Genomic DNA, 12,922 nt, shown 5'->3' on the forward strand with positions numbered 1-12,922 from the left:
GTCTCAGCCTTTGGCGCGCTCGACCTGCATCACGCCCTGCGCCGCCCGGAGAGCGGCAATCAGGGTCGCCAGATGGCGCAGGTCGCGCACTTCCAGATCCACGAGAATTTCCATGAAATCGAGCTGGCGATTGACGATCTTGAGGTTCAGAACGCTGCCATGATGCTTCGACGCGGTATTGGTCAGCGTGGCCAGCACCACCGGCTCGTTGGTGGCCACGACACTGACGCGCCCGATATGCGGCGCTCCGGCGCTGTTCTGGGCCAGTTCCTCATAGTCCCAGTCGATCTCCAGAAACCGCTCCGGCGTGCCCGCGAAACTGCTCAGATTGTGGCAGTCCCGCATATGGACCGTCACGCCCTTGCCCTGCGCGATGATGCCGACAATCGCATCTCCCGGAAGCGGATGGCAGCATCCGGCGAAATGCACGGAGATCCCGGGTCCGATCCCCTTGAGAACGGCCCCCGCCCCGCCGCCATAGCGCTGCGACATGGAGGGCGTACCGATTCGTGGCGCAAGACCGGGGACCATGCGCGGCGCGCGCGGCGCGGCGCGCAGTTCCGGATAGGCCGTGTTGACGACGTCGCGCGGCCCGATCTGACTGTTGCCGACCGCGACATATACATCCTCGACGCTCGGCTGGCGCAACTCCTTGAGAATCGATTCCAGAACCTTCTCGCTGCCATCCACGCCTTCCTGACGAAAAGCCTTGGCGAGCGCCGCGCGTCCGTTGTCGATGCTGGTCTGGCGCTGCTGGAGCGCGACATAACGCCGGATGCGCGCGCGCGCCTTTCCGGTGACGACGAACCGCTCCCACGACGGCGAGGGCGTGCCGCCGCGTGCGGTCATGATCTCGACCTGGTCGCCGTTCTGCAACTCGTGCCGCAGCGGCATCAGCCGTCCGTTGATCTTCGCACCGACGCAGGCATCGCCGACCTGGGAATGGACCGCATAGGCGAAATCCACCGGCGTCGCGCCGCGCGGCAGGGAAATCAGCTGCCCTTTCGGCGTGAAACAGAAGACCTGATCCTGATACAGTTCGAGCTTGGTGTTTTCGAGAAATTCGTCGGGAGCGCCTGAATCCTCAAGGATTTCCAGCAGGTCCTGCACCCAGCGCAGCTTGTGCAGCCCCAGCGCGACGACTTCGCTATCCGCGGGAATGGTGCCCGGCGTCTCTTTATAGGCCCAATGAGACGCGACGCCGTTCTCGGCGAGATCGTGCATTTCCGACGTGCGGATCTGCACCTCGATCTTCTGGTTACGCGGATGACGCAGGGTCACGCCTGTATGAAGACTCTGATACCCATTGGCCTTCGGCGTGGAGATGTAGTCCTTGAAGCGCCCGACGATCATCGGATAGGCGCCATGCACGGCACCGAGAGCCATATAGCAGGCGTCGCGAGAAGGCACGAGGACGCGAAACGCCATGATGTCCGACAACTGCTCGAAAGCCACGTTGCGCATCTGCATCTTGGTCCAGATCGAATAGGGCGATTTTTCGCGTCCCGTCACTTCGATCGCCTCGATTCCCGCTTCCCTGCACAGTCCGGAAAGCTCGGTCCGGATCTGCTCGATCACGCCCGCGCCGTGGCCACGCAGAAAGTTCAGCCGCGCCCGGATCGTCGCATCGGCTTCCGGCTCCAGTTGGGAGAAGGACAGGTTCTGCAATTCCGTTTTCACGCGATCCATGCCGATGCGCTCGGCAAGCGGCGCATAGATATCCATGGTCTCGCGGGCGATACGCTGCCGACGGTCGATGCGCTCCACATAATGGAGCGTGCGCATGTTGTGCAGCCGGTCGGCCAGCTTGACGATCAGAACACGGATGTCGCGTGACATCGCCAGGACGAGCTTGCGAAAATTCTCGGCCTGTTTCGTGCGGCTGGACTGGAGTTCCAGACGCGTCAGCTTGGTGACGCCATCGACCAGATTGGCGATATCCTCGCCGAACTGGTCTTTCAGCGTGGCATGGGTGACACCGGTGTCCTCGACGGTATCGTGCAGCAGTCCCACGGCGATCGACGCCGCGTCCATGCGGAAGCCCGCGAGGATATTCGCCACCGCAATAGGGTGAATGATATAGGGATCGCCGTTATCGCGCTTCTGTTCGCGATGGGCCTCCTCGGCCACGACATAGGCGCGGCGAATGAGGTCCAGATCCGCCGCCGACGCGTAGCTTTCGACACGCCTCAGCAGTCCTTCGATCGAACCGCCCTTGTCCTCGGGCCGTCCGGCGTGCCGCTCCGGCATGGGGGCGTTATGCCCGCGCTCGCCATCGGTCAAAGCCTGTTCGGTCGGAGCTTTTTCGGCCGGAGCCTTTTCGGAGAGTGTGTCAGACATGGCGCGCGCCCTCCCCGAACGTCAGATACCCCTGAATGCACATATCCCTGAATGCGCAGGGGCGCCGATTTCACTTCATGACCGGCGCCGCAGGACTGGATCAGCGGCGGCCCCGTCCTTCATTGGCCATCGCCTCGATCTCTTCTTGCGACATGTTCTCGGCCATGTGCGCATGCTCTTCCTCGGCCGAAACCTCCTGAAGTCCGAAGATGTTCTGATCAGTCGGAATCAGATCCATCACCTCTTCGTCAACCGGTTCCGGCTCCGGAGCGCGGGCCAGCGAGCGGACGATCCCGTCGCGCAGCCCCGCCAGAGGGACTGTCTCGTCCGCGATCTCGCGCAGGGCAACGACCGGATTCTTGTCGTTGTCCCGATCGATCGTCAGCTCCTCGCCACGCGAAAGGGAGCGCGCGCGCTGCGCCGCGAGCAGGACGAGCTCGAAGCGGTTGGGAACTTTCTCGATACAGTCTTCGACGGTTACGCGCGCCATAGCGGCCACCTCACATGGTAAAACTTGAAAACAGGCTAAAGACGGTAAATAGCATGGCGCACAGACTGTCGCAAACCGGATTCGTGACGGGCCTGGCCGCCATTCACGCTGTTTTGGAAGTTCGGCTCCTTCAAGCGTATACTATCCCGTCGGGTGCCGGGAGCGCCATGACCTCAACCCACTCGCACAATGTGCGCTTGGCTTTCATCTTTCAATTCACCACTCGCACATTCATTAACTAAAGAGATTTTTATGTCGAACAGTTCAGAGCGTACCTTTCTTTTTATCGATGGCACCAATCTTTATTATTCATCTCGCAATCTAGGTTTTGATGTCGATTACAAAAAACTTCTCACTTACTTTGAAAGTCGCTGCAATCTTGTCCGCGCCTACTATTACGCAGCACTCCCGGAAACGGAAGAGTATTCTCCGCTCAAGCCCCTGACGGACTGGCTGGCCTATAACGGCTATGCCCTCGTGACCAAGGCGGCCCGCGAGTTTACGGATTCTTCAGGACGACGCCGTATAAAGGGCAACATGGATGTCGAACTTGCCGTGGACCTGCTCGATCAGGCTGACAGGATGGACCACGCCGTGATCTTCAGCGGCGATGCCGATCTGCGTCGCGCCGTGGAAGCCGCGCAGCGTCGCGGCGTGCAGGTGACGGTCGTGTCCTCGCTGCGCGTTTCTCCGCCACTGATCGCGGATGAACTGCGCAGACAGGCGGATCGTTTTCTCGACCTTGCCGATATGGCCCATCATTTCCGACGTCACACCCCTGAAAACAAAGTGAAAGCGCCGCCGGTGCGGCATCCTGCCGATATCAGCAGCGAAGAAGCGAGTACGCGTTGACCTTTCCTTACTCCGATGGCGCGCCCGCGCACCGGAAGCGGGCCACCCCCGCCATTCCGCTCGATCTCGCTCACGTCAGGACGCCCTATTCGGGCGTCGAGGCGCTTTTCGTCATCGGCGGCAGCCTGCCGTCGTCCCGCCGCAAGGCGCTGGAAGATCTTCTGGATATAAACGATTTTCCGCGCACGGCCGAAGCCCCCGGCACACCATCGGAAATTTTCACCCTCACCAGCGCCACGGATGACAGCGCCATACTCCCCTCCGTGGGCCCGACGCGGCTGGGCCACGAGAAGCTGAAGGCCCGGCTTCGTACATTACCCCGGCTGCGCGTCGCCATCGCGATGGGGATCACCGCGCATGTCGCGCTGCTGGAAGCGTGCGGCATGCCGCGACACCGGATTCCCTTCCGCCGGGACACGCTGAGCATCCTGCCGGACGGACTTCTTCTGGCCGATATCTGGCACCCGCTGCGGCGCGAAACGCTGCCCGCCCTGCGCACCCTCCTGCACGATATCCGTCGACATCTGGATACGGGCAACCTCGAACGCCCCGAATCCGGCACGGAACCGCATGCCGACGAATACGTGTAATCTCCCTGGGACGCGTGCCTGAGGACACGTGATCGTCAGGAGGCCTTATGAACACGACCCACACTTCAGAAACTTCCCCTGTGGACACTTCTGCTGTCGGCTTCATCGGCTACGGCGCGATGGCCCGGCGGATGGGCGCCCATCTGCGCGCAAAAGGTCATCGCATCGTCGCTTATGTGCCGTCCGGCCGCACGTCCGACACGGCGGCGACACTTCTGCCGACCCCGAGAGCGGTGGGCGAAGCTGCGGAGATCGTCATCATCTGCGTGCCGAATGACGAGGCGCTCGCCTCGTCGAGTTACGGCGATGAGGGCGTCCTGAGCGGCCTGCGGTCCGGCGGACTGCTCATCAACACCAGCACCGTCTCACCTGAAGCGACCCAAACGCTCGTTGCAGCCGGTGCCAGACACGGCATCACGGTTCTCGACGCCCCCATGTCCGGCAGCACGCCCGAGGCGGAAAAAGGCGAGCTGGTCATGCTGGTGGGCGGAAGCGTCGAAGATCTCCAACGGGCCCGTCCCGTTCTGGCGTGTTTCAGCAAGTCGATCGTGCATGCGGGGCCCGTGGGCGCCGGGACGCGGATCAAGCTCGTCATCAACGGGATCATGGGCGCCACGCTCGACATCATCGCCGAGGGCGTCTCCTATGGTCTCTGCGCGGGGCTCGACCGGGACGTGCTCTACGACACGCTTCAGCAGGTGGCGGTGATTTCGCCGCATCACAAGCGCAAGCTGAATGCCGCGCAGAACCACGATTTTTCACCACAATTCCCGACTCGGCTGATGTCGAAGGATATGAACCTGCTCACCAATGCGGGCACGACGGTCGGTGCCTTCATGCCCGGCATGGCGGTCGCCGCCCAGGCGCTGGCGCTCTCGAACCGCCGCCATGCGGATGAGGACTACAGCGCCCTGTTCGGCGCGCTCGAACACAGCGTCGTCCAGACGAGAGAGACAACAAAGGAAACGTGATCGGTCCCGGGCGTTGACGGGTGTGCAACCCATGCACAGCTCGGCTAGAGTCGGGACCCGCGACTCACGCAACCAAGAACGGAGAGGCAATCATGGCCTTTACACTGCCCCCCCTTCCCTATGACACCAACGCTCTGGCCGCCGAAGGCATGTGCCAGGAGACGCTGGAACTGCATCACGGCAAGCATCACCAGGCTTACGTGACAGCGCTGAACGGCTTCGTTGAAACCAAGCCCGAGCTTCAGGGCAAGACGCTTGAAGAGATCATTCTGCTGGTCAAGGGCAATCCGGCGCAGGCGCCCGTCTTCAACAATGCGGGCCAGCACTGGAATCATATCCTGTTCTGGAAGAATCTCTCGCCCAAAGGTGGCAAGATTCCCGGCAAGCTGGCCGCGAAGATTGATGAAGATCTCGGCGGGCTTGACGCGTTCAAGACGACCTTCAAGCAGGCCGCAACGACGCAGTTCGGCTCGGGCTGGGCATGGCTGGTCCTCGACCCGTCGGGCAAGCTGGCGGTGACGAAAACGCCGAACGGTTCCAATCCGCTGGCCGAAGGCCAGGGCAAAGCCCTGCTCGGCCTCGACGTGTGGGAACACGCCTATTACCTCGACTTCCGTAATCGCCGTCCGGATTACGTGACGAACTATCTCGACAAGCTTGCCAATTACGAGTTCGCCGAAGCGGAACTCCTCAAAGCCTGATCACACGACAAAGGAGCCGGACGCCACAATCCGGCTCCCCCGCCAAAGAGGCCACCCGTGAAGGGTGGCCTTTTTTATTTGCCTTTCGGCAGGTCGTTGGCGGGCCTGGTCGTGGAAGACAGGATTGTCGCGATCGTCGAACGCACGACCTGCACCTTTACACCAGGCGCGATCTCGACATCGATTTCCGGGGTGCCTTCCTTGGCCAGTTGAACCGTTCCGATGATACCGCCGGCGGTCTGAATCCGATCGCCGCGGCGCAGGCTGTTGAGCTGGGCCTTCAGTTCCTTCTGCTTCGTCTGCTGAGGGCGGATGAGCATGAAGTAAAAGACGATGAACACAGCGATCATCGGCAGGAAGGAGACAATCCCGCTATTCATGGTGACGGATTCCGTTTCATGGTAAGAATGCTGCCTCGGCATGAACTTGCCGGACACTGGTGCGGACCATAGTTTCTGCACCCGTCGCGTCAAGATTTCCGGAGATTTCAATTGGAAGCGCCGCTGCTCGAACATCTCTCCCGCATCGCCTCGGCGCTTGAGCGCATTGCCCCGCCTCTTCCCGACGCCCGGACACTCGAAAGCTGCGATGCCTTCGTCTGGCAGGGACAGACCGGCACCCTGAGTCCCGTGTCCCATGTCGCCGGAGTCGAACTCGCCCTGCTTCGCGGAGTCGAACGTCAGTCCCGCCTCGTGCTTGAAAACACGCGCCACTTCGCCAGGGGCCTGCCGGCCAACAACGTCATGCTGTGGGGCGCTCGCGGCATGGGCAAGTCCTCCCTCGTCAAAGCCGCGCACGCGCATGTCAACGCTGAGAGCCCTGGAGCGCTGGTTCTGATCGAGATCCCGCGTGACGATCTTTCCACCCTGCCGCGACTCCTGACGCTTCTGCGCAGCCAGAAACGTCGCTGCATCGTCTTCTGCGACGATCTGTCCTTCGAAAGTCAGGACGCGGACTACAAATCCCTGAAATCGGTCCTGGATGGCGGCATCATGGGTCGGCCGGAGAACGTCATTTTTTACGCCACATCCAACCGTCGGCACCTGATGCCCCGGGACGCCTCGGAAAACGAGACCGGAAACGCCATCAATCCTCATGAGGCGGTTGAGGAAAAAGTCTCCCTTTCCGACCGATTCGGCCTGTGGATCGGGATTCACGGCGCCAATCAGGACATGTATCTGTCCATGGTCGAAGCCTATGCCAAGGCCCGCGATCTGCCGATCAGCGAGGAGACTCTGCGCCGTCGTGCCCTGCAATGGGCCATGGAGCGCGGCAGCCGGTCCGGGCGCGTCGCCGCGCAATTCATCGACGGGCTTTCCGCCGAACTCGATCAGGCATCGTCCGGCGCGCACAAAACGCCCTGACGAAAACCTCACGAAACAACCGTACGGTCAAAGAAGCGGCGCTCGATTACTCCGCTTCAGACCGCGACCGGCCGCATTCCGGAATCGTTTCAATTTCCATGGAAAACCGTTTCTTTTTAAGGGACTGAAACAGTCTCTTTTCATGAAACATTCTTTTGGAGGGTTCCTGCCAGAACCATACTTTCCCATGCCGTCCTGTCGCTGCTAAAGGGGAAGCCAACACGTTTTCCACCTTTCCGCCAGGAACCTCCCAGCAAGGAACTCCATGTCGCAGAGTCTTGTCCCCGAGATCGCCTCAGCTCACAGCCCTGGCGACGTGGATGCCTCCACCGAGGCCCGGCCGCGTGACCTTCGCACGGTCAAGGCCGACCCGAACTACTGGTATCCCGTGGCATGGTCACGCGAACTCAAACGCGGCAAAACGATTGGGACGCGCTATGCCGGCCATCCGATCGCGCTCGTCCGCCCCATGGACGGGACTGTTTTCGCGCTGGAAGACCGATGCGCGCACCGCCAGGTACCGCTCAGCAAGGGGCAGGTCGAAGGCGAGGCCGTCAAATGCTGCTATCACGGCTGGGCTTATGGCCGGTCGGGCCGCTGCATCGACGTGCCGTATCTCGGCAAAGGCAAGCTGCCGAACGGCGTGAAGACGTATCCCTGCCGTGAGGTCGAGGGACTGATTTTCATCTTTCCCGGCGATCCTGATCTGGCCGAAAGTGTCCCTCTGCCGTCCCTGTCCCGTGCGGCGGATCCCGGCTACAAGACGCGCCGCTTCGGCGAGCGCGTGAAATGCCATTACAGCTTCATGCATGAGAACCTGATGGATATGAACCATCAGTTCATGCACTCGAAGCAGATGGGCAAGATGAAGCCGCGTTTTCTGGGCGGTCGGGACGAGCCCAGGCTCGTGGAAGCCCGCTACAGCTTCGCGCGCACCGGCGGCAAGCAGCCCTGGGGAGAAGCCCTCGTTTTCGGCGAGCGTCGGGGCACGAACGCGAAGGATCAGCATCGCGACGTGATGACCATTCGCACGACCTACCCCTACCAGACGCTCTCGATCGCAACGGGCGACGAGCCGCCGGTCATGGATCTCTTCATCGTCTATGTCCCGCAGGACGAGGAGCAACTGACCTGCCGCGTTTTCGGGATGCTCTCCATCAAACGTCCGAAGCTCAAGGGCGCGCTCGAACTGGCGTGGCCGCTCTTCGTGGGCTTCACCAACCGCATTTTCGCGGAAGACCGTGAAATCGTCGAACTCGAACAGCAGGCCTGGAATGCGCAGGGCGGAGACCGGAACCAGGAGGTTTTCCCCGTCATCAACACATTGCGCGATCTCCTGCGCCGGTGCGGCATCCAAGCGGACGCGTCCGACGCGTGAATCCGACCCTGCGAACAGGATCACTGACGCTTCGCCTTCTTGAAACGGGAGATGCCTCCGCGCTGCATCGCCAGGTCAATGACTGGAGCGTGGTGCGGATGCTGAGTCAGCTTCCGTTCCCCTACCCGCGCGAACTGGCGGATGCGTGGATCGCCGATACCCGCAAACGCAGCCAGCAGGGCGACGCCTATCACTTCGCGATCATGCGTGACGACATCCTGCTCGGCTGCGTGGGACTGGTTACGGATCACCGCAGTCGTAGCGCGAGTCTCGGTTATTGGCTGGGCCGCGATCACTGGGGGCAGGGAATCGCGACACAGGCCGCGGGACGCGCCGCGCGCTGGGCCCTGACGACCCTTCCCATCGACAGGGTCATCGCCGACGTAGCGCTCGACAATCCCGCCTCGGCGGCGGTGCTGCGGCGTCTCGGCTTCTCGGAAACGGGCGTGGCCAGCAAGTCCTTTCTGTCGCGTGGCGGAGAACATCCCGTCACGCAATATGTCGGCACGCGCGACACCCTCACCACCTCCGATGCTGAGGCCGATACCCACGACGTTGCGCACGACGAAGCGCCCGCCAGCGCACCACCGCGACGCACCCTTCTCGTCGTGGCCGCCGCTCTCATCGACGAGAAGCAGCGCGTCCTGCTGGCCAAGCGCCCCGAAGGCAAACCACTGGCAGGGTTGTGGGAATTTCCGGGAGGAAAGGTCGAACCCGAGGAGAGCCCGGAGCAGGCGCTCGTCCGCGAGTTCCGCGAGGAGCTGGGCGTCGAACTGTCGACGGCCTGCACGGCCCCGTTTACCTTTGTCTCGCAGGATTGCGGCCGGTTTCATCTGTTGATGCCGCTCTACCTCTGCCGCCGCTGGCGTGGCACGCCCATGCCTCGGGAAGGTCAGGAACTGGCCTGGGTCGAGGCCGGACGTCTGGACGCTTATCCGATGCCCGCTCCCGACAAGCCGATCATTCCGCTCCTGCGCGAACTTCTGTAAAACGCGCGCACGGACGAATTTTTGCGTCCGCCCCAGCGCCGCCCTCAGCGGAACGTTTCGAATCAGGTCGGATAATCTTTCCGGAATCGATAAAAAACCTCATAGCTCAGCGAGCTGGAGGCTTATACTATTACCATCATAAACGTTTTTGTATCGTATTGTTTCCTGAGCTTTTAAGATACTACTTCGCAACGTTTTTACGTTGAATTTTTCCGTCGGCGATTATATTTCGTATTCGTTACGTTTTCCGCTTGCCCGCCTTGAACGAAACGGACAGAAACTGATGAATAAAAAAACAAGCCGTCCCGGCGCCAATATACACGTCTTCCGCCGTTCACTTCTTTTGAGCGCCGTAGTCATTTTTCCGAGCTTCGCATCCGCCGAGACGACCTCATCCGGCAGTATCGACAAAAACAAAGTTCAGTCGCCATCTTCGGCTAAAAGTACGTCCGCAAAAACGACGACCCGCACGGCCGTCAACCGGTCGGCCCTTCGCTCGGCGTCTTCGGAAACCATTATTGTCACGGGATCAGCCGTCAGCACGGCAAACAACCAGAACGCCAATCCGGTTCAGGTCATCACATCGGCGGAAATCGCGAAAACCTCGGCATCGACACTTGGCGACTACTTCGCGCGACTGCCTTCCATGGGATCTTCGGGGTCGACGAACTATTCGCCCAATGGCGGTGGCGGAGCATCCTGCCCCGATATCCGAAATCTCGGTTCCAATCGAGCACTCGTCCTGATCGACGGCAAGCGCCAGACACCCACGACCACGGGCTGCGTCGACATGAACACCATCCCGATGGACCAGATCGCATCGGTGGAAATCCTTAAAGATGGCGGCTCCGAACTTTACGGCGCCGATGCGGTTTCCGGCGTCATCAACATCAAACTGCGTCATAACCTCGATGATGCCGGTATCCGGGTCCGTGGCGGCATTTCAGATGTCGGAGACGCCATGCAGGGCCGCATATCCGGATATAAAGGGTTCAATTTCGACCATGACCGCGGCAACATTACTGTCTTTGGTCAATACATGACACAAAGCGGCATCCTGGAAAAAAACCGTCCATGGGCCGTCAACAATCCCTGGACCAACAATCCAGCGCCCGGCCACGCCTTCACATGCTGCAGTTCCGTCACGGTGCAACCACATATTTTCCCGCAGACCTCGGGCGGCTCTTACATCACGACGACGGATGGCACTATCAGGCCTTACACGACCGCTGATCATTACAGCTATGCCCAGGATCAGTCACTGAGCAACAACCTTCAGGAGGCGAACCTGTCGGGTGAGATGCACTACGACTTCGACAAGCACTTCCAGGTTTACGCCAATGTGCGCTACGCCCATCGCCAGTCGGACGAGCAGATGGCGGGCAATCCGGTGAGCGGCTCCATCTACCCCTCCACCCTGCCTTCTCCTTTCATGATTCCGGAAGGCAATCCCTATCTTCAGGCGGTTCTGGCGCAGGCGGGCCTCCCGGCTCAGGATGCCGTCATCTACAAGCGCACGAACGACATGGGTCTGCGCGAATTTTCGAACGGGGTCGATACGTGGCAGGTATCCGGCGGCGCACAGGGTCAAATCGTCGATGACTGGAACTACGATCTTTCCATGACCTATGGATCGTCGATCCAGACGGACACGACCGAAAACATGGGCAATTATCGTCACATGAATGAGGAGCTGGGCGCAGTACAGTCAGACCCAAGCGACCCTTACAGCTCGGTTTATTACGATCCGTCAGCCTGCACCAGCAAACCGGGCTGCGTGCTGGTCAATCCGTTTCAGCCATGGACGGGTGCCGCGGCAAAATATGCGACCTTCACCGAACATGATCATGATTATTACCAGATGCGCGATTTCAATTTTCGCGTGAACAACAACCACCTCGTCTCCCTGCCCTACCGTCATGCGGGCGAGGTCAAGTTTGCCGGCGGCATCGAACACCGCAGCGAGCAGGGCGCCTTCGTTCCCGATCCAATCGTTTCGACAGGCGATACGACCGGCAACGTTTCCCAATATACCGGCGGCGGCTACAACGTCACTGAAGTGTATATGGAGGCGCAGCTCCAGTTGCTGAAGGATACGCTCCTCGCGAAAGACCTGACGATCGACGGACAGGGCCGTTATTCCAACTACAATACGTTCGGCGACGCGGAGAACTGGAAGCTGGGCATCAACTGGGCGCCGATCCGCGACATACGCTTCCGCGCCACGCTCGGCACGTCTTTCCGTGCACCGAATATCAGCGAGATGTATGGCGGTCAGGCGCTCGGATATCCGGGTGGCAACGACCCCTGCGCGCAGGTCGCAAGCTACGGCTCCCTCGCACCGATCGTTGAGGCGAACTGCCATAAATACGGCAACAACCCCGCCACTTTCGTCAATCCCAATTCAGGCCAGATCCCGACGGTCACCGGCGGAAACCCCAAACTCCAGCCCGAAACGGGAAGGACGTACACCATCGGCACGGTCATCACCCCGCGATGGATACGCGGCCTCTCGGCGTCGGTCGAATACTGGCATTACACGCTTAAAAACATGATCCAGACCTATCCTGTCCAATACATCGTGGATCAGTGCTACACCGGAATGGCTCCGTCATACTGCTCTTTCGTCGCGCCGCGAACGGGTCAGGGTGCGATTTCCCAGGTGTTCAATCTGGACAACAATATGGGAAGCCTGATCACCAGCGGCATCGATTTCGATCTGAATTACCGACTGCGGGTCACACCGTTCGATACGTTCTCGCTGTCGAACAATTTTCAGTACCTCACGAGCTATCTCCAGAATTATCTCGATGGTGGCGCTTATTATAATTATGCCGGTCGCCTTTTCGAAAACGGCGGCAGCGGCCAGCCCCGCGTGCGGGATTACGCGCAGGCGACCTGGACGCATGGCGAGTTTTCGTTCACCTACATGATGACCTATACGGGCGGCATGCTGAACAACAACGGCTCCAATGACGAGATCTGCGGTCAGGTCGTTTACTGCAAGGTGCCCGGAATTTTCACGCATGATATCACGATCGGCTATCATCCCGGACGGTGGGACCTCCAGGCGGGCGTGTCCAACCTGCTCGACAAGAAGCCGCCCTTCGTTCCGCTTTCCGGTTACGGCACCAACATCAACCAGTATGGCGGTCTGCTTTCGACCGGGCGATATGTCTTCCTGAGCGCGGGCGTCAATTTCTGACGCACGATCTCCCGCGCCCTTCCGGCGCGGGATTGGCCGTCC

11 protein-coding genes are annotated in these 12,922 nt (G+C 60.5%); 8 read left to right on the top strand and 3 right to left on the bottom strand.

Going from position 1 to position 12,922, the window contains the following annotated elements; translation table 11 throughout:
• Window positions 1–3: 3 nt before the first annotated feature.
• Window positions 4–2,250, bottom strand: a complete 2,247-nt coding sequence (locus tag PWM43_RS11515; RefSeq protein WP_289842752.1) for a RelA/SpoT family protein — start codon at window positions 2,248–2,250, stop codon at window positions 4–6.
• Between the two features lie 190 nt (window positions 2,251–2,440).
• Window positions 2,441–2,830, bottom strand: coding sequence for a DNA-directed RNA polymerase subunit omega (rpoZ, locus tag PWM43_RS11520; RefSeq protein ID WP_289842663.1), 390 nt, complete (start codon window positions 2,828–2,830; stop codon window positions 2,441–2,443).
• Window positions 2,831–3,082: 252 nt separating this feature from the next.
• Between rpoZ and PWM43_RS11525 the strand changes: the two genes are divergently transcribed.
• The 4 genes from PWM43_RS11525 (at window position 3,083) to PWM43_RS11540 (ending at window position 5,944) form a co-directional block, all read left to right on the top strand.
• Window positions 3,083–3,682: a LabA-like NYN domain-containing protein gene (locus PWM43_RS11525; RefSeq protein ID WP_289842664.1), complete on the top strand. Its 600-nt coding sequence runs from the start codon at window positions 3,083–3,085 to the stop codon at window positions 3,680–3,682.
• On the top strand, window positions 3,679–4,272 hold the full coding sequence (locus PWM43_RS11530; RefSeq protein ID WP_289842665.1) for a uracil-DNA glycosylase family protein: 594 nt from the start codon (window positions 3,679–3,681) through the stop codon (window positions 4,270–4,272). Before PWM43_RS11525 ends, PWM43_RS11530 begins: the two co-directional genes overlap by 4 nt.
• 47 nt (window positions 4,273–4,319) lie before the next feature.
• A complete protein-coding gene (locus PWM43_RS11535) occupies window positions 4,320–5,243 on the top strand; it encodes an NAD(P)-dependent oxidoreductase (RefSeq protein WP_289842666.1) in 924 nt (307 codons plus the stop codon).
• A 92-nt stretch (window positions 5,244–5,335) separates the two neighbouring features.
• Window positions 5,336–5,944, top strand: a complete 609-nt coding sequence (locus tag PWM43_RS11540) for a superoxide dismutase (protein WP_289842667.1) — start codon at window positions 5,336–5,338, stop codon at window positions 5,942–5,944.
• A 74-nt stretch (window positions 5,945–6,018) separates the two neighbouring features.
• On the opposite strand, the gene yajC is transcribed toward PWM43_RS11540, so the two are convergent.
• A complete protein-coding gene (gene yajC / locus PWM43_RS11545; RefSeq protein ID WP_289842668.1) occupies window positions 6,019–6,459 on the bottom strand; it encodes a preprotein translocase subunit YajC in 441 nt (146 codons plus the stop codon).
• Between yajC and PWM43_RS11550 the strand changes: the two genes are divergently transcribed.
• From PWM43_RS11550 to PWM43_RS11565, 4 genes are all read left to right on the top strand, one after another.
• Entirely contained in the window at window positions 6,436–7,308 is an 873-nt protein-coding gene (locus tag PWM43_RS11550; protein WP_289842669.1) for an ATP-binding protein, read from the top strand. The genes yajC and PWM43_RS11550 overlap by 24 nt on opposite strands.
• A 265-nt stretch (window positions 7,309–7,573) precedes the next feature.
• Window positions 7,574–8,686, top strand: coding sequence for an aromatic ring-hydroxylating oxygenase subunit alpha (locus PWM43_RS11555; protein WP_289842670.1), 1,113 nt, complete (start codon window positions 7,574–7,576; stop codon window positions 8,684–8,686).
• A complete protein-coding gene (locus PWM43_RS11560; RefSeq protein WP_289842671.1) occupies window positions 8,683–9,675 on the top strand; it encodes a bifunctional GNAT family N-acetyltransferase/(deoxy)nucleoside triphosphate pyrophosphohydrolase in 993 nt (330 codons plus the stop codon). The genes PWM43_RS11555 and PWM43_RS11560 overlap by 4 nt, the downstream gene beginning before the upstream one ends.
• Before the next feature lie 283 nt (window positions 9,676–9,958).
• The gene (locus tag PWM43_RS11565; protein WP_289842672.1) at window positions 9,959–12,880 is read left to right on the top strand and encodes a TonB-dependent receptor domain-containing protein; all 2,922 of its coding nucleotides are present in this window, start codon (window positions 9,959–9,961) and stop codon (window positions 12,878–12,880) included.
• Window positions 12,881–12,922: the final 42 nt, after the last annotated feature.

This window comes from Brytella acorum (genome assembly GCF_029309905.1).
In the GTDB taxonomy this organism is placed as follows: domain Bacteria; phylum Pseudomonadota; class Alphaproteobacteria; order Acetobacterales; family Acetobacteraceae; genus Brytella; species Brytella acorum.